The sequence below is a fragment of the Salinirubellus salinus genome, from assembly GCF_025231485.1.
GTDB lineage: Archaea > Halobacteriota > Halobacteria > Halobacteriales > Haloarculaceae > Salinirubellus > Salinirubellus salinus.
Genome location: NZ_CP104004.1, coordinates 132,329 through 150,067, shown reverse-complemented (window position 1 = coordinate 150,067; position 17,739 = coordinate 132,329). Strand labels below are relative to the sequence as shown.

Annotated in this window: 11 protein-coding genes; 4 read left to right on the top strand and 7 right to left on the bottom strand. The window is 59.3% G+C overall.

What is annotated here, in order from left to right:
- Window positions 1-25: 25 nt before the first annotated feature.
- From N0B31_RS22135 to N0B31_RS22125, 3 genes are all read right to left on the bottom strand, one after another.
- Window positions 26-331 carry a hypothetical protein gene (locus tag N0B31_RS22135; protein ID WP_260644059.1) on the bottom strand — a complete coding sequence of 102 codons (306 nt, stop codon included), beginning with the start codon at window positions 329-331 and terminating at the stop codon, window positions 26-28.
- The gene (locus N0B31_RS22130; protein WP_260644058.1) at window positions 328-1,536 is read right to left on the bottom strand and encodes a tyrosine-type recombinase/integrase; all 1,209 of its coding nucleotides are present in this window, start codon (window positions 1,534-1,536) and stop codon (window positions 328-330) included. The genes N0B31_RS22135 and N0B31_RS22130 overlap by 4 nt, the downstream gene beginning before the upstream one ends.
- A gap of 235 nt (window positions 1,537-1,771) precedes the next feature.
- Window positions 1,772-3,169, bottom strand: a complete 1,398-nt coding sequence (locus tag N0B31_RS22125) for a helix-turn-helix domain-containing protein (protein ID WP_260644057.1) — start codon at window positions 3,167-3,169, stop codon at window positions 1,772-1,774.
- A 1,189-nt stretch (window positions 3,170-4,358) separates the two neighbouring features.
- Between N0B31_RS22125 and N0B31_RS22120 the strand changes: the two genes are divergently transcribed.
- On the top strand, window positions 4,359-6,110 hold the full coding sequence (locus N0B31_RS22120; protein WP_260644056.1) for an outer membrane protein assembly factor BamB family protein: 1,752 nt from the start codon (window positions 4,359-4,361) through the stop codon (window positions 6,108-6,110).
- 164 nt (window positions 6,111-6,274) lie between these two features.
- Here the strand turns inward: N0B31_RS22120 and N0B31_RS22115 are convergent, their stop codons facing one another.
- The 4 genes from N0B31_RS22115 to N0B31_RS22100 form a co-directional block, all read right to left on the bottom strand.
- A complete protein-coding gene (locus tag N0B31_RS22115) occupies window positions 6,275-6,733 on the bottom strand; it encodes a hypothetical protein (protein WP_260644055.1) in 459 nt (152 codons plus the stop codon).
- Between the two features lie 167 nt (window positions 6,734-6,900).
- Window positions 6,901-7,995, bottom strand: coding sequence for an outer membrane protein assembly factor BamB family protein (locus N0B31_RS22110; RefSeq protein WP_260644054.1), 1,095 nt, complete (start codon window positions 7,993-7,995; stop codon window positions 6,901-6,903).
- 379 nt (window positions 7,996-8,374) lie between these two features.
- On the bottom strand, window positions 8,375-9,235 hold the full coding sequence (locus tag N0B31_RS22105; protein ID WP_260644053.1) for an IS5 family transposase: 861 nt from the start codon (window positions 9,233-9,235) through the stop codon (window positions 8,375-8,377).
- A 211-nt stretch (window positions 9,236-9,446) separates the two neighbouring features.
- The gene (locus tag N0B31_RS22100) at window positions 9,447-9,617 is read right to left on the bottom strand and encodes a hypothetical protein (RefSeq protein WP_157837765.1); all 171 of its coding nucleotides are present in this window, start codon (window positions 9,615-9,617) and stop codon (window positions 9,447-9,449) included.
- Window positions 9,618-10,009: 392 nt separating this feature from the next.
- Between N0B31_RS22100 and N0B31_RS22095 the strand changes: the two genes are divergently transcribed.
- The 3 genes from N0B31_RS22095 to N0B31_RS22085 all read left to right on the top strand — a co-directional run bounded on the left by N0B31_RS22095 (window position 10,010) and on the right by N0B31_RS22085 (window position 17,706).
- Window positions 10,010-10,351, top strand: a complete 342-nt coding sequence (locus tag N0B31_RS22095; RefSeq protein WP_260644052.1) for a TrbC/VirB2 family protein — start codon at window positions 10,010-10,012, stop codon at window positions 10,349-10,351.
- A gap of 281 nt (window positions 10,352-10,632) precedes the next feature.
- On the top strand, window positions 10,633-14,976 hold the full coding sequence (locus tag N0B31_RS22090) for an ATP-binding protein (RefSeq protein ID WP_260644051.1): 4,344 nt from the start codon (window positions 10,633-10,635) through the stop codon (window positions 14,974-14,976).
- 522 nt (window positions 14,977-15,498) lie between these two features.
- Window positions 15,499-17,706, top strand: coding sequence for a phage NrS-1 polymerase family protein (locus tag N0B31_RS22085; protein ID WP_260644050.1), 2,208 nt, complete (start codon window positions 15,499-15,501; stop codon window positions 17,704-17,706).
- Window positions 17,707-17,739: the final 33 nt, after the last annotated feature.

The window sequence follows — 17,739 nt, the reverse complement described above, 5'->3', positions numbered from 1 at the left end:
CGTGAACGGTAGGCGGGTCCGGTGACTATCTCTGTCTGTCGTAGCAGTCGCTACAGATCGAACAGGTCTCGAACAGCGTGTTCTCCGGGTCGTACATCATCACGTCGTGCCGAACGGCCTCGGGGAACGGCGCGGAACAGAAGTCGCACTCGGACGGCGGAGCCCAGTTCAGGATGGTCTCGACCCGGGTCACGCAGGACGAGCACAGGTGACCACTCTGGAGTTCCGAATCGTAGAGACCGGCGCGGTGGTAGGTGACGACCGCATGGATGTCCGCCGAGCCAGCACAGACGACACACCGGTCGGGTGTCTCGAACGCGAACCCGGTCATCGCTCGTCCTCCTCCTCGGTCGGGTGCCCGTACTGTTCCTCGAGCTCGGCGAGGCGTTCCAGCACCTCCCTCCGCTGGCGCATCTTCTGGTCCTCCGTCCGTACGTCGTAGTGCTGGTCCATCACGTCCTCCGTGACGTCGCACCGCCCCGAGAGCACGAACGGGGGGACACCCGTGTCGAGTTGGTGCGTGATGTACCCGCGACGGACGGTGTGCGGCGAGCGACTCAGGTCGCACTTGCTAGCCTTGTCAGAGGAGCAGGCCGCCGGGCACGTCTCCGGGTCGTTGTCGATCGGGCACTCGCCCGAGAGCACGCACGGACGAGTCCACTTGTACACGTACTTGCGGATGGTGGATGGCGCGATACGCCCGGCAGTCGTGGCCACCAGCGGGTCGCGCCCGTAGTCGTCGACGACCTCCGGGCGCTTGTCGGCGACGTAGTCGTTCAGCACCTCCGCGACCGACTCGTCGATCGATACGAGTCGCTCGCCGTCCTTCCCGTTCTTGAGTGGTGTGTCAGTCTCGGGGCGGTGATTGACGTCGAGGGAGAGGTCGTCCGGGTCGTAGTCGTCGAGGTCGAGCGACCGGAGCGCACCCGTGCGCATCCCCGTACTCCCGAGGAGCATCCACACGACGTGTTCGCGAGAGGCGTACTGGTACTTGCGGAGGTGCGCGAGTACTTGCGACGCCTGCTCGTGTGACACCAACACGTCTCGCGACTCCTCGTCGCGCGACAGCACCGGCGAGAGAACGCTCTCGTGGAGTCCGTCCGGGACGGCATCGATGGTGGCGCAGAACCGGACGAACACGCGAAGCGTGTCCATCTGTGTCTTCAGACTGACTCTCCCGAGGTCGCCGTCGTCGCGGCGCCAGTTGCGAAAGTCGACGAGGTGACTCCCACCGAGCTCATCGAGGGTCTCGATGCCCTGATCGCCACACCAGTCCACGAACTTGCCGAGTCGTGATTCGTGGGACCGGAGCGTCGTGGTTTGGACGTCACCGGCTCTCGTCTCGAGGTACTTCTTGAGCGCCTGTTCGGGTGAGACGGGGGTGAGTGACGCGTGGGCGGAGGCGCGACCATCGAGTTGTGACAGCATTTCTTCCTTGAACTCGCGGAGCTGTTCGAACGAGATCGAAGGATTCTCGGGGTCGTCAGTGGGCGAGTTCGGGTTCTGGTTTCCGTTGTTTGGGTTTTTGTTGGACATTGTTGCGTCCAAGCGCGAACCGCCCGGGCCGGGGCCCGGCGTTGCATCGTTGCCACTGCGCAGTGCAGCAGTTCCTGACGGCGGATTACGCGCTCAACCCACCACGTTGGCGCGTTCCGCCGCGCGGTTCGACGACCAATTCAGTCTAAACCATTCAGGTACCGAACTTTGCGGAGTCACGTACATTTACTCGTACGTCGAACCGCGAAACGACCAGCAGCCGAAACAGCGTGCCTCAGTCGACGAAACCGTCTGTCCCGGGGAGACGGACGTACCACTGATCGTCGATGACGTAGCCAGCTCCGGGTCGGTCGGGATCGAGAAGGCGCCACCGGTGGGGCTGGCGCTCGGTCACTCGCTCAATGATGCACCACTCCGATAGAGGTCCGAGTCGGTCGTAGACGGTCCGCTCAGCGATGGTGACTCGAGTACCGATCTCGCTGGCAGTGAGTTCGGCACCATCCGAGAGCGCACTGATTACCTCGCGCTCACCGGCGCAGCGCTCGCGGATGACCGACTTCTCGGCCCCGATCGGCCCATCGGTGAGGATCCAGTCCGGCACCGCACCCGTGTGTACGTACACGGTCGCGCCCGCACTGCGACCGAATCGCAAGACCGACTGCACCACCACGTGTTCGCGGAAGTACGTCAGGTACGGGTTCTCCGGCTCTTCCGGGCGAGCCGCAACTCCGTACGACAGGTCTGGGCCACGGTTGAGGTGGCGCTCCGATAACTCGAGTCGATCCCCGCTCAAGGCAGCCAGCCGAAGGATCTCGCGGTCACCAGGATGCTGGCTCCCGAGGACGATTCCAACCTGTATCTCGTCTCCGGCGAAGGCGTTGCTACCTCTGACTGCACCGTAGTGAGAACTGGCCTGGACGTGCGTCCACTCGCGTCCGAGGTAGCGCTCCGCGGTCTTTGTGGTGATGACGGCTGGTTCGACACCTGTCTCGAGGTACACCGCCTCGATCAACGCCAAGTCCTTCCCCTTGCTGATGTGCCGTTGTCTCGAATACGGCTTGATGTTCGGCGTGGTGTTGTACACCCGGTAGCCGAGCACCTCCATCAGGTACTGGCGACGGCAACGGTCACACAGGACTCGTTCGTACTGGAGCTCGGCCTCCGGTGGACAGCCTAGCCGCCCCTCCCAGATGCGGTGGATGGGGGTACCGTCCAGCCCGACGACCCCTGCTGCCGCCGAGAGGTTCGGCGGGCGTCGGATGTACAGCACACCGTCGATGTCGTCGTACGCGGCGACAGCGTTCCCCGGGAGCGCCACGCGTTCGACACCGTTGTTCAGGTCGTCTCGCCGGGACTCGAGGAGCGAGAGTACCACCGCTCGTGCGGCCCCGTGCCCGCGAGGTCGGTCGGCTAGTACTGGGTCGTCGAACAGCTGACCGGTACGCACGACTCGCAGCAGCGCTTCGACGTCCTCGTCCGGCGAGTACTTTCGGTACCCTCGGAGGTCGCCGACGGACTGGACCGGGTCGTCAGAGCCACCCAACGGCTCGTCGAAGTCCGGGTTCTCCTCGAGGTACGCCCCGACGACACGCTGGACGGCGTTCGCATCGAACTCCAGTCGAAACGACTCGCCAGGGTCCTCGTCGAACACCACCACTCGGTTGCGTGTCACCTCGGGCACGTACGCGTGGGTGGGGTGTCCGATTAGGACCGTGTGTTCTCTGCAGTCCTCCCACCCGGCTACGTAGGGGCACGTCTCGTCGCCGGAACAGGGGAGATCGTACACCGAACTACCGTGGAGTCGGCCAGGAGACAGCCCCCTCGCACGGAGTTGCCGAACGCGTTCGACCCACGACTCGCCGAACTCACCGCTAGCCGCTGGACAGTCGTCGTCGAGTCGAGGGAGTTGCAGAACGTCCAGTCCCGCCTCGTCGGCCCAGGCCTCTAGCTGGTCGCGAGTCTCCTTCCGGTGGGTCAGTACCGTGACACCCCGGGGCCCATCGTCGGTGTCGAGAAGGTCTCCCGCGATGGTGGCGACGGTTCTCGACTTCCCCAGTGTCGGGAGTGCATCGACTAGTACCCCCGGCGTGTCCTCTCGCATCGACTCGAGTACAGCCTGTTCGATAGCCTCTCGGCACGCCTTGCGTGCCGAAGTCAACCCCAGTTCACCGGAGACACAACACCCCATTACTACCGACAACTCGTCATCGTGTAGAGAACTTTCCGCTCATAGAAGTGTGGTCAAATATTCGGAGGCAGAGTCGGAACTCAAGGGCTGTAGTAAAACGCTCAAACAGAGACATTACCCAGCAGTCGTGCTGGATACAGGGCGCTTAGTCATCAGACTGGAACGGGGTCTTTCCTTCTCGATAATAGACGAACCAGTATGCAACAGGCCAGCAGATGAGCAGCGGTACAACACTCAGCGGAAACGTCGAAATCACATCGGGTGGCAACAACAGTGCGCCACCACCTGCGAGAGCGATAAATACGACGACGGCGACCAATCCGAGTCTGACCCAATCGTGCACGTATGGAACTACCCTGTTCGATACATATGCCTTGTTCAGGAAGCTGCTTCCGGAGACTGAACCCCCTTGCTGTTGAGTGAACGATGCACCCTCTGTATCGGGCACGGCACTCCTGACAGGAACAGGGGAGGTTTCTGAGGCCGTGCTGCATACAGGGCGCGTGCCGGTCACCGGTATGAGTCGCTGCGAATTATACTACTAATTCAGCCACTCCCAAACAGTTGCCGGGGGAAGAGTAGGGAAACGATATTAAACTGATTAACATGGTGACAGGGGTTGGAGAGCGAGGTTTGCCAGAACATTTTTATTAGTTCAACCTATTGACATTATATGGACAAAAATCAGGGTGGGGGTAGACCAAATTCGTGGAATTCGGTGAGTCGTCGGAACATCGTGACATCAGCAGGTGGGTTGGCTCTTTTATCATCCGTTGGTGTTGTGGAATCAGTTAACGCCAAATCAAGAAATCGTACAACATCAGAGGGGAGCGTAAGCCAACCCACATTGAATAACGACGCTAGCGGGCCCACGGTCTACGTGAGCTTGGGCGATAGATTGGTTGCTATTGATGCAATATCGGGAGATGAAGTTTGGGAAGCACAGATTGAGGCAGGTGATACAGGAATAAATACACCAACGGTTGTTAATGGAACAGTTTACGTAACTCACAAGAATTTTATATATGCATTTGATGCCGTCTCTGGAGAGAGAGAATGGGTGTTTGAAAATGATATTCCGAACCCATTCTTGGATTCACTAGCTATTACTTTGGTTGATGATATATTGTACCTTGGAAACCGGGGAGGATTTGAATTCTCTGATAGAGCCCATATACTCGCATTAGACGTAACTACACAGTCGGTGGTATGGAAGAGTAAAAAATACAGAGTAGATGAGGATACTACACGTGGGGTTTGGACCTTTTCGCCAGTTTTTGTTGAAGATGGCGAGGTATATGTAGCAGGCGTGTTCGGTAATCTTTTTGTCATTAACAGAGAGAGCGGAGAGATAATTGAGAGAATTGACAACTTTGATGAAGGGGATGTGCAGATGAGCCTCATTACAAAGTCCTCTAATAATATCTACACTGCACCGATAGACACTGATGAAATAGCCTCAGTAGATGTCCCCAGTATGGAGATTAATTGGAGATACGTGCTTGAGGATGCTATCCGTGTAGAAAGTCCAATAATCGACGAGGAATTTATATACTACTTTATAACTACGTCAGAGGGGCCACAGGTGTATATTCTGAATAAAGATGGCACTCTACACAACAGGCTATCGCTACGTCAGGATAGTCGCATCGTCTTAGAAAATAATGAGCTGTACATACTAGGAGAGTCATCTATTAAAAGGATAAACCCACAAAACACTGCAGAGCAGATAGAGTATAATCTGAGCAAAGTAAATCAGGGAGGTACTACCTTAGGGAGTCTAGCAACGATACTGGATGGATTCATCTTCAGCAGCGGTGGGGGGTCCATATGCTGCTTAGCTCTACAATCGAATGATGATGGTGATGACGTGTCAGACTTAGGGGGAAGGATTCTCTGGGAATACGAGCCATCGTTGGAAAGTTATTCATCGTCAATACCAACAATTGTGGCAAACCCTCAGTCCGGAAGCAGTGTAGGGGCTAGAACTGGGGAGGGATTCACTGGACAATATCCGGGAAAGACCGTTGAGTCAACCAACCCGTTAGAGCAACTTCGTCAGAAAGCATTGAGCGCATTTGAATCAGATAATGACGTAGATAGCACCCCCGACGCCAGCAGTGATGATCAGTCAAGCACAAAAACTGAGACAGCTACTCCCACTCCTACGCCAACCGAGACTCCTACCGCTACTCCTACCCCGAGCGATACCCCTACCCCTACTTCTACTCCAAACTATGCTTCTGACACTACGGTTACCGAACAAAATAATGAACTGGGTGATGATGGTACTGGTCCAACACAGACCACCAGCGGACAAATGCCGGGGTTTGGAGTACCCACTGCAATCGCAGCTCTCGGGGGTATAAGCTATATTCTCTACTCTCGATCAAGAAGTAACGATGCCGAAAACGAGGGGCCCTAATCAACCAGACTCATTTGATAAGATCAAACTCATATCATCAGTACTGATGGGCCGTTTCCCGTATGATGATGGCACCTCTTCAATCCAGTTTTCGAGCGTCTCGCCTGGCGATTGAGCTTATACTCAAATTGTGCGGCACTCATCGTCCATAGTGAACAGGACCGCTACACTTTCTTCGCCGTAGTTTGAGGTTGATCGTTGTCGCGAACCTCAGTCCAGACTATGACCTGTTCATAGGGCGCAACCAGTGGCGATGTCGGGTCGGTGAGGCTCCGGGGACCAACTGCACGCACGTATACTGCCAACAGCACCGCGCCTCCCACAAATATCGGGAGGATACCGAAAACCACCGATAGCTGCGTCTGTGTGGTTACGAAGCGTTGGGTCATCATAATCGAAACTATAACTGCGGTGAACAGAAAATCAAATCGAGGGCCGCGAATATCCCCTGGTAAAACGTCACAATAGATCCGGTTGGCGATGATAAAGAACGCCGCTGCGAACCCCCCATAGCCAGCGATTATTCCGAGAACTCCACCCAATACACTCCCCGCGGCTAGTGAGAACAGCGGCAGGGACTCAAGTGCGATATCGGTGACCGCAAAGCCGCCTGCTGCATACACCCTCTCTATCGGGCACACCACTACTGTCAGAAGACGAGTAGCCGGGTCAGCACGTGCTGCATAGAGGGCGCGAATCTTGCAGAGCAGATAGTGGGGATACGAGTTCAGTCGTGGCCCAGCCCATGTCTCCGTCCCTCTGTCTGACCGTCACCCAATCGCCCTCCCCCTCAGGTATACGCGACCAACCGCTCTCCCGTCGGAACGAGCAGAGTGTTATCAGCGACTACTGGACGATAGACGATATCGCCGACCGAGTAACTAATCCGGTCGAGTTCCGTCCCGTCCGCGATGTCATGTCGTAAGAGTGCTCTCGGTGGGTCTTCACTGCCTCCACGGCGGGCAGACCGGACGGACAAGACATCGTCACCAACCACAACTGGTCGTGAGTAACTGTGAGCCGCGACCGGTGTCGGCTCTGGCCCGACATCCCACAGCAGGTCACCAGTATCGAGCGCACGGGCCTGCAATCGTCCCGGGTAATCACTCGGTACGCTCAGGTGGTACACAATCGCCTCCGAAGTAACAGCACCGACATCGAACCCGGGCCGGGCATATTGCGTCTCCTCGGCACTCTCCACGCTCTCGATGAAGTACTCGCTCTGGATAGTCCACTCTACCGACCCATCAGCAAGCGACAACACCCGAAGTTCCCCCGGGAATCGCGTAGAGACGACCCGTCCGTCAACGATTGCAGCGGTGTCCCCACCAACATCCGACCGCCAGCGTTGCTCACCTGAGGCAGCGTCGAGTGCTATGATACCGGATTCACGCGTCGGGAGAACGGCTCGCCCGTCGGCGACCGCCATGTCCAGAGGCCGCCTCCCATCGTGGACGGTTCGCCAGCACTTTCGACCGGTACGGGCATCGCGTGCGACGAGAGCAAACTGCTCGTCGTTGCGTGTGCTGTCACGAGACTGGTCAACGGTAAGGAGCTGTCCTCCGGCGAACTTAGGGGTGGCCAAGCCAGCCAATCCCACGTTCGATGTCCACGAGGCCGTGCCGTCGCCGAGTGACCGAGCCGCGAACTGCACAGGCGAGTCAGGAGTGGCAACGTCAGCGAACACCGTCCCGTTCGCTGCAGCAGCCCATCCGTATTCGGCGTTTTGAGCCGGGCGACGCCAGCGTATCTGACCGTCGGCGAGCGAGATAGCGAGTAGAAGACCTCGCTGCCCATCATCTACAAACGCAATTACGGTGCCGTCGGCAACGATGAGCGGGGTTGGGCGGTACAGTCCCCCGACTGGCCATTCAAGTTCCCACATCTCGTCGAGTGGCCAGTCTGGACTGGCCCGTGCCGGAGCGTGGCCCGTGTTAGCGCTATCGTGCTGGGGAAACGACCAGTCTGTCGGACTCGTAACGAGCGGGAACGAAGGGCAGTCGCGCCCAGCGAGCCAGTTGGGTACACTGTCAGCGGAGCGAACGCCCGCAACATACCCGCTTACACCGGTCGCAGTAGCACCGAGTGTTGCGAGAAGTTGACGACGAGAGAGGGAGGGCAAGTCAGTCATGTATCAGGTACCGTGCCATCTGAAAAAAGTTTGACGGCCAGAGGCAGTCCCACGGTCGCTAATAACGGAGGGCCGGTTTGTTCAGCGGAAACTTGCTGAATACACCCTCTAGGCGTTGTTTAGACGCCTGATTTCATCGGGTTGAACCCTCTAAGGCGCGTTCGATGTTTCGCACCGCCGATTTCATGACAAGTTCGCGGAATTGACCGAACCAGGTTCTCGCCCACAGCGTCTCACCGTATCGCTGCCGCAAGCCGAAAAACACCGATTCAGCGTTCGAGCGTTGATTGTAGCCCCGATCGTGAATGAGTAGATTCCTCGCCCACCCCCGGAATCCTGGGTCACGCTTCGGAATCAAGGGTGTGATATGTTCAGCGCGTAACCTCGTGCGGAGCTGCTCCCAGTCGTATCCCTTATCAGCCGCCACAGCCGTCAAATCGTCGAGATTCCGCACCAGCACTTGCCAGCCGATCTGGGTATCGTGAGGTTGTTTCATCGAACAGTGTATATCTAGGATCGCACTCGTTTCGCAATCGATGAGCAGCGTGGTCTTCACCGCCTCGAACGTGTAGTCCGTTCGTTTTGCGTAGTGCTGACTAGCTTGGACACGATCCACGCCGGTTGCGTCGATCGCTTGGACATCACCGAGTTCGTACAGTTCGACCGACGCGTCGAGGATCGCTCGCCACCGAGCCATCGGAATCGCTTGCTTGCGCGCACACACCGTCGAGAAGTGCGGCAGCGTCTCCACCGTCAAATCGAGTGATTCCGCGACGCGCGGCATCTCTCGCAGCACGTCCATCAGCTTCCGGTAATCGTGGCCGAGATACTCTTTGAACCCCTGTATCGCCAGAATCACCCAATCGGCATACCCCTCTTTCCCGGGCCGGTATGCCGGAGCTGGCTCGCCAGCGACGGCTTTTTGAGCGAACGTTACGACTGTCTTCGCGAAGCGGGCGGTCTTGGTTTGCACACCGAATCCGTCCCGCTTCATTTCCTAGTAGATTCGACAAGTAGCGATTATTGCTAGAACGCTAGAAGTTACTAGTCACGACCACTCTCAGTTGATCAGGAGCGTCTAAACAGGGCCCACCCTCTATATTCAGCACGGCTGCTGAGAACTATCAACGAATAAGAATTTCAACAGAGCCAGCTATTTGATTGTGGAGAGCGACCGGCGGGAAAGACCGCGTGGGTGGCTCTGCTCAGTCGTCACCAGGCATCGAGAATGGCTGGTCACCCGTGTATGAGAGAACTGGGAACGCCGGGTTCTCAAAGACATCGGCCTCGGGGAATCCGACCGAGTCCAGAATCTCGTTGACCGCCTCGTCGAACGTCTTGTTCGCGAGTGGGTTGTAATTCTTGTAGGCCGTCAAACGCGTGTGCGTATTCCGGTGCAGACAAACGTTGATCGTCGTCCGGGGTTCGTCACAGTCGGTAGCAATACCCGTGGTTGGTGTGGTGTTTTTGGCTGACACTTCAATCACTCGATGGACTGGGTCTACGAGGAGGGTGTTCCCTTATCCGGAGACGCTTACGTATGGCATGAAAATAAACTGAGCGGTCACCCCCACAATCCCGCCCCTCCGCGAATCCCACGCAAACCCGTGTATATTTTCGAAACGCCGAAATCAGCCGCATGGACTGTTCACGAAGCGGTCCTCGACTATTGCTCTGACCACATCACTACATCCGCTACATTACCACATCCAATGTGGGCTGCGCTTCTTTATTCTCGTTCTCGCCGTACTCGTGTTCGAGGAATCACATGAACACCCTCCCTGTAACGAAACTCCTGAAGAAGCACCGAATGACCGTCCTCATGGCCCTCATCGCACTGACCCTCTTCGTGCAGCCTGTCGCGGCACAGACCGGCACGAGTGGTCTGGAAGGCATCATGACCAACCTGTACGACACCGTCCTGCTCGTCCTCAAGTACGCTGGTCTCGTCGGCCTCGCGCTAGGCGCAATCGTCTGGTTCACCGCCCGCAAGAACTCCGACCGTGCAGAAAACGGGATGTGGCTCATGATCGGCGGAGCCAGCATGACGATCTTCTACTTCGGGGTCACCGTCTTCGTGACGCTCCTCGAGTGGATCGCCACCCCCTGACCCGGCAGGGACGGATAGGAAACACACCTCAATCATCGTCCCACTCGTGCCCGAACAACCAACCGGGCCCTTTCCGAGTGGCTCGTTTCACAGCTCGGGAGCGACAGCTTCCGAGGCATTACCCCGTGGAACACCGGCGTCCCCGGACGAGACGCTCACCCGCCAATCACGATAATGACCGAGCACACCAACAGCAATCGAATCGTCCCGCCCACCGGGACTCTCGCGACCATCGCACGCCCCACCGGGAGACCTCTCCCCGGCCGCGTAGAGGTGATGCGATGACCGCAACGCCCTCAGACCGCGAAACACTCGACCAGGACGCCGACGCTCAAGAGAGCTCACAGCCCCCCAAGAGCGTCTTTGAGCGGAAAGGCCTCGACCTCTCGCGTCTCCGGGCCGACGCTCCGAACTCCACGACGGACGCGAGCGAGCACCAGAACGACCGTACAGAGGAGGAAATCCCCGCAGAGACTCGCACAGAGTCATCTGACCTTGACCGCGTCAAGACGCCAGCAACCGCAGGCGACCAGGATGCGTCACGTGAGGACCGTCTCGCCGACTACGAGGACGTCGAAGTGGGGTCCGGGCCCGGAAAGAAACTCGGCGACCCTATTGAAGCCCGCCCGTACATCCACATCTCCCCCGCTCGGGAGCAGGTCACGCCCGGTAACATAATCGCCGGACTCTTCGGCCTCTATCGAGCCGGCGTCACCGACACTGGGCGGTTCAACCTCGCGGGCCGCCTCGGACTCAAAGACACGAAGAAATCTTTCGAGTTCGTCATTCACAAGCCGCGAGACACCAAACGCTTCGACTTCTACGTCTCGGTAACGCCCTACGACGCAACCGCGTTCAAGACACTCGCTGCCAACATCGCCGCGATGTATCCCGAGTCTTTTGAATTCGAGATCGTCCCGTTCAACCCCGTGGCCGCGTTCGCCAGCGACAACGGCAACGCACAGGTGGGCGGTCGGCGGATTGCGACCCTCGAAGATATTGGCGACCTCGAGCGCCTCAGCGGGTTCGAGGATCCCGCCGTGTTCGAGGACCACGATATCGGCCGTGGCGACGGGCCCTCACCAGAGGAAGCCGAGCAGCAACTCATCAAGAAAGGCGTCCCCCTCCGTCCCGAGGAAGTCCCCGAGGAGAAACGCCCCTCGCTGGTTCGCTGGAAAGGCATCTCGTCGAAAAAGAACGACTGGATGACGCTCCTGCGGCCGTTCAGCGACATCGCGACGGACAACGACGACCAGTATCGGTCGCCCCTGAGCGTCCTCCTTGAGCAGGCTGTGCACGCCGACGACCCGTTCATGTTCCAGGCCGTGTTCAAACCACGACCCGACTGGACGAGTGAAGCCGAAGTCCACAAGCGCAACCTCAAGATGGGCAACCACGGGACGTTCAGCGCGTTCAAAAACGAGTTCGCCCGCCAGATGTTCGGTACCTCAGAACAGGAACGCCGCAACATCCACCGAGGCGATATCTCAGAACAGGTCGGAGGGACCGTCACCGCCGGTGACAGCAACAAAATCACCGGCTCGCGGATGGCCCAGATCGACCACAAACAGCCCACGACGACGTTCGACCTCACGCTCCGGGCCGCCTGTAACGAACAGACCATCCAGAGCATCTCGAACGCCTTCACCTCGCTGTCAGGCCCCTACTACGGCATCGAAGGCGACCTCCTCGGCATCAGCGACAAAGAGTTCGCCGCGCTCTGTCACGCCCGGCTTGCGACCTCGAGCGGGCTCTCCGGGCGCTTCAGCAAAGCCGACCCCATCCTGTGTGCCTCGCCCGACGAACTCGCGAACTTCGTCGTCGTCCCCCACACGGACGCACTCCCCCGCGCGAGTCGCGGATCCTCCGGCGGATCACCCGACGCTCGCTCGCCACTCACTGCGACTGACGAGGACCTCCTCTCGCAGTATAACCACGGGATGTGTATCGGGTACGCCGAGACTGCCGTCGACAACCGGCCGGACATCCCGATCAGCCTGAGCGCCGAACAACTCACCCACCACGTGATGCGCGCAGCCACGACGGGTGGCGGGAAGACCACCGCGATGATTAACGACACCCTCAGCGCCTACGAGTCGTTCGACGGCCCCATCTTCGTCTTCGACAAGAAGGGCGGGTCGATGGCCGACCAGTACAAGCGCGCCCACTTCAAGAAGTTCGGGAACCTCGACGACGTCGTCCATATCACCGTCCCTGGGCCGAATGACGAGGTCCTCGCGTTCCCCTACTTCGATATTCGCCCGCAACTCGCCGCCGGCGTCAGTCGAACCGTCGCTGTCCAAGAGAAAATCGACCGCTACAACGAACTGCTCGTGTACGTCCTCGGTCGAGAAATGGCTGACCAGGCATTCGTCGCTCAGGAAATTCTCAACAGCCTCATCAAGGCGATGTTCGACCCCGTTCACGGCCAGGATGCATGGCCCATCAGCGACCTCCTGACTGCGGCGATGGACATGCAGAAACTTGGGAGCATGAACGAGGAAACGAAGGCTCAGGGGAAGCTCCCACCCGTGAGCGATGCCACGCTCCACCGGACCCTTCAGCGCCACGTCGATGCTGACCGCCAGCGGTTCATGACCTCCATCGACGCGGTGATGAATCGGATAACGAAACTAGCAGAGCGGTCGTTCATCTGGCGGATTCTCAACTTCGTCCCAGAATGGGACGAGGAGAACGGGCACTACGCCCACCAATCGCCGATGTTCGACATCCAGGACATCCTCGCCAGCAAGCGCGTCGTTCTCATCGACACCGGCGACCTCCGGCCCGCCTCGAGCAACCTCTTCACGTTCATGTTGCTCGATTACATCTGGTCCGGCGCTCGCCTCCGCCATCGCCTCGGCAAGACACCGCCTGTCAGCGATGGCTACGTCATCAACCTGATTATCGACGAGGCTGCACCGCTCCTCCAGTCCGAACTGGTTCGCGACGACATGATCCCCGACGGCCGTGAGTTCGGCCTCGCCCTCGAGGTTATCGTTCACTTCGCCGAGCAGGTGAAATCCGACGCCCTCGACGTCTCCTCCTACAAGGAGATTCTGCGGAACATCAACACCAAACTCATCGGCAAACTCGCCGTCGACGAAGAGCTGGTGATGACACTCTTCCACGAGGGCATCGAAGACGAGGAACTCGTTGACCGGATTACGTCACTCCCTCGTGGGGAATGGGTCGCCCAACTCCCCGACACGGGCTTCATGACCGACGTTCCCGAACTTGTCACGCTCCTGCCGGTCGGCATCCCCGCCGGCCACCGGGACTCGGACGACCCCGTGAACGAGGATTCAGTCTCACCCTACGGTGACTCCTTCGGAGGGATCGACGCGAAGAAGACACGCCAAACGCGGGACGACTACTGTCTCATCCCCGGAAGCAACACGGACCCCTCCGCCGAGCAACTCTCGGCATCCCACACCGGCTCTGGGGTCGATGCCACCGATCCGAACGCACACCACAACGATGTGTCCGGCTCCGGCCCCGACTCCGACTCGGAGCCCGAAGAAGACGTCTGGGAGAGTCGGCGGAACGTAGCAACTCAGGTCGGGACGCAACCCGCAAATGGTGGCGATCAGAATGGCCCGTCGAGGCCTGTCACCCGGCCCGCCGACGACCTCACGGACGACTTTGGTTCGCGCCGAGCAGCCAGCGAAGGAATCGGTGGCGCTCAGGCCGAATCTCCCGCTGAACGTGGCGGTGAAGATTCGGTAAGCAATCTGGAAGATCGTATCAACGACTTCCTCTACAACGGGGCCGACCCAACCACCACGGACGAGACTGCTACCGCCGTTGCACAGGGTGGCGTGGAGGGAGATACGACCCGCGCCGATGGAGCGGGGGCGGCCACGGAGAACCCTTCGGACGCTGACCACGCCGACCGGCACGATACCTGGGTCGGTGGCGTTGGCTCAGACATAGACGAGAATCTGACAGTTCAGGAACGCCAATTTCTCGCCGCCGTCGTGACAACTGTGAACGGTCGACATCCCAAGTTCGATATGCTCGATACGATGAAGCCGATAAATAGTCACTTCTCTGAGGTATCCCCCGACCGGCTCATCGACCTCGGCTACCTAGAGAAGGTGATCGAGAATCTCCGTGTCTACTACACCGTCACCGAGGACGGTCAGCGTGCGTGTGGCGCTCGCGTCGCCTTTGGTGAAGACCAGGGTGACGTCAACGAGAAGACCTACCACAAGGTGATGGTCGAGGCACTCGCTCGCACACTCGCGAACGATGATACCTCTCACTATTTCGTCAAGCGATACACCCCGATCTTCGGGACCGACGTGAAGCCAGATGTCGTCGCGTACAAAGACGACAAGCCAGCTGTGATTGGAGAGGCGATCTGGAACGTACGCCACGAGCACATCGTCAAGCACTACGAGGACTTCAACTGCTTCGACGTCGAGAAGAAAATCTGGGTCGTCCCAAATCTCTCAGAAGCATGGAATATCGCGCGGGCTCTCGCGAACGCCGGCTTAATCGACGAGCTCCCTGCCAAACGACGGGGGCGGTCACACGGTGAACTGACCGAGTCGATCTGGGGGTCGGATGGAGAATGGGAGTTCGTCAGCGCGGCCAATCTACTCGATGACCTTGAATAACCCTCTCCGGCGGTGCGCGCAAAGTACGCGCACGGCGCGCACAGCATGTAGGGGCCTTGTACCTCCAGACCCCGTGTCTGAGACCGCCTCCTACCCGTCGGGACTTAGCGCACGCGCGCAAAACGGCCCAGAAGGTCTAAAAAGCGCGCTCGTTGCTCCGATCAAAATCGGCCAAATTGAAGGTGATTCGAGTGCGCGCAAATCCGCGCAAAATCCGCGCACGCCGCGCTCAGTAGGTAAGAGCCTTCTACCCCCAGAATCCGGGTCTGCGACGACTCCCCAACCGTCGGGACTTAGCGCACGCGCGCAAAACGGCCCAGAGGCTCTATCGAGCAATCTGGTGGCCCCATTCGGCTCCTTCGATGCTACATATCATAGTATTGGATTAGAGGGGGTCACCAGTTCTGCGCGAATCGCGCGCGGGGTGTCGATTTTCCCTGAAATCGGGTCGATATCGACAATCCGGGTTTGTTTCGCCCGCCGTCGAGTGGCGACGACCCTTCCGAACATCACGATGAATCTATGACGAATATAGACGTAACAAACGACGCAATCCCGGCCAATATCCGCTCTATCGAGAACTGGATTCTCTGGCGTGAGGGAGAGCGCAACGGGAAAGCTACCAAAATCCCGACTAAACCGTATCGAACCAGCGGTGATATCAACTGCGACGTCACCAACCCCAAACAGCGCCGCGACTTCGACACTGCGTGGGAGGCACTCAACGACTCCCGCGTGCCCGGCGATGGCCTTGGCTTCGTCTTCACCGACAACGTCTCCATCACCGGCGTCGACCTCGATAAGTGTCGTGACCCTGATACAGGCGAGCTCGAAGACTGGGCCGAAGATATCATCGACCGACTCGACTCATACACCGAAGTGTCTCCCTCCGGCACGGGTGTGCATATCCTCGTCGGGGGCGAACTGACCGCCGCCGGGAATCGCCGGGGTCGCGTCGAGATGTACGACTCTGATCGCTACTTCACCGTGACTGGGGCCCACCTCGAGGACACGCCCACGGAGATTCGGAAATGTCAGGACGAGTTAGACGCCGTTCACGGTGAGTACATTCGTGGTGAGTCCAGCTCGGATGGGCAGTTGAGTCTCGCCGATACCGCCGCGAGCGATACCTCAGAAAGTGGAGGTAATCGTGGCGGTCGGCGTTCCACCGAAGTCCCTGGTCGGCAGAGTGAAAGCGCACTCGTCGAGCGCTACGGTGACGCCTTCAGAAACATCCGTGACCCGGCCATCCGAGAAGCCCTCGAGCGGGTCCAGACGAAGTACCTTCCCCCGGTGTGCCCCAGTACGTTTGCCGACCTCGCAGGGCCCGGTATCGAGCTATCAGATGGCGAGATTCTGAATCGGATGTACGACTCGCAAGGTGGCGACCGAAAACGCCGCCTCTACGAAGGCGATTCCTCGATGTGGGGGTCTCACGATGCCGACTATCCGAGTCAGTCTGAAGCGGATATGGCGTTCGCTCATACGCTTGCGTTCTGGACGGGGAAAGACCCCGATCGGATGGACGCGCTCTTTCGTACCTCCGGGTTGATGCGACCCAAGTGGGACGGCCAACACTACTCGAGTGGTGCGACCTATGGCGGCGTCACTCTCGCCCGCGCGCTCCTCCGAGTGGATGACCACTACGAACTCCCGAGTGACGATGGGGTGAAGTTCTCGAAGGCCGACGGGCCAACGGCATCGTCTTCTCCCTCGACCTCGGCCTTGGATATCCCCGCGAATGACGTGGCATCCTCAGCATCCGCTCAGAAGCCACAGGACTCCGCTGGTGCGGCCGGGGGTTCTTTCGTGAGTGATGGCGCGTCTGCATCGGCCGAGGCCGCTCCGAGCGCCCCAGGTCCGCTGCACACGGATGACGCCGCGACTGCCGCCGAGAGTCCCCCCGACGTACTCCTCGACCTCGACGGCGACAACGACAGCGACAGTGGGGCCGACGACGGAGGTGTGGGTGTGGATATGGGTGTGGACCCGGCCGCTGCTGCGGACGCGGCTGCGAACGCCCCCACTGGACAGTCAGCGTCGACGGCCATGCGCGACGCTTCCCCCGCCTCGAACGACCGGGGCGAGTCGACCCCTGGTGGGAGCGTCACTCCGGAGGGCGTCTCGCCCGCTGCTCCCGACGGGACGGACATCGACTCCGACCTCGATGAGAGTACGCAGCGGATGATGACCGAATCCGTCACGAAAGCCGGTGGCAACTGGTCGCGGACCAATCCCCATCTCGACGATTCCGAGAAACATCCGACGGATTGGACCGTTGGTCCCATCGAGGGTCGAACGCCGACAGCCCAGGCGATGAAGGTCGCTCGCGAGGACAACCGCGTGCTGGCGCGGTATCAGACCCGCCTCGAAGAGCGGCTCCGCGATCTCGCGGATGTTGAGGCGGAACGTGACCGCTACAAGTTCACCGCCGAGACCTACCTGAAGGCGATGGACGAGCTGATGGGCGAACGCGAACGCTACCGGACCCAGCTCAAGCGGGCCGGCTTGTTGTCGCCGGCGGATTCCGACCTTCCGGACGACCCCGTCAAGCGGCTCAAGCAGATTCTCCGCCCGCTGGTCCGTCGCGAAGACGTTGCGACGGCCAAGGAGACGCTCTCCGGCCTCGACGCCGTCCTCCGCGAGTACGAGGAGGCAAACGAGCAGATCCAGGCCGACGAACGTGAACGCCGGAAACAACGAGGGATGTTCTCCCGCTTCTTCGGCTAACTCCGCTTCCCGGCTTTGCTGGTAGGGTGATCG

Excerpts from the sequence above, each read along its gene's own strand:
- N0B31_RS22105 (WP_260644053.1), bottom strand. The coding sequence starts at position 9,235 with ATGAAGCGGGACGGATTCGGTGTGCAAACCAAGACCGCCCGCTTCGCG.
- N0B31_RS22095 (WP_260644052.1), top strand. The coding sequence starts at position 10,010 with ATGAACACCCTCCCTGTAACGAAACTCCTGAAGAAGCACCGAATGACC.
- N0B31_RS22120 (WP_260644056.1), top strand. The coding sequence starts at position 4,359 with ATGGACAAAAATCAGGGTGGGGGTAGACCAAATTCGTGGAATTCGGTG.
- N0B31_RS22090 (WP_260644051.1), top strand. The coding sequence starts at position 10,633 with ATGACCGCAACGCCCTCAGACCGCGAAACACTCGACCAGGACGCCGAC.
- N0B31_RS22110 (WP_260644054.1), bottom strand. The coding sequence starts at position 7,995 with ATGTGGGAACTTGAATGGCCAGTCGGGGGACTGTACCGCCCAACCCCG.
- N0B31_RS22085 (WP_260644050.1), top strand. The coding sequence starts at position 15,499 with ATGACGAATATAGACGTAACAAACGACGCAATCCCGGCCAATATCCGC.
- N0B31_RS22130 (WP_260644058.1), bottom strand. The coding sequence starts at position 1,536 with ATGTCCAACAAAAACCCAAACAACGGAAACCAGAACCCGAACTCGCCC.
- N0B31_RS22135 (WP_260644059.1), bottom strand. The coding sequence starts at position 331 with ATGACCGGGTTCGCGTTCGAGACACCCGACCGGTGTGTCGTCTGTGCT.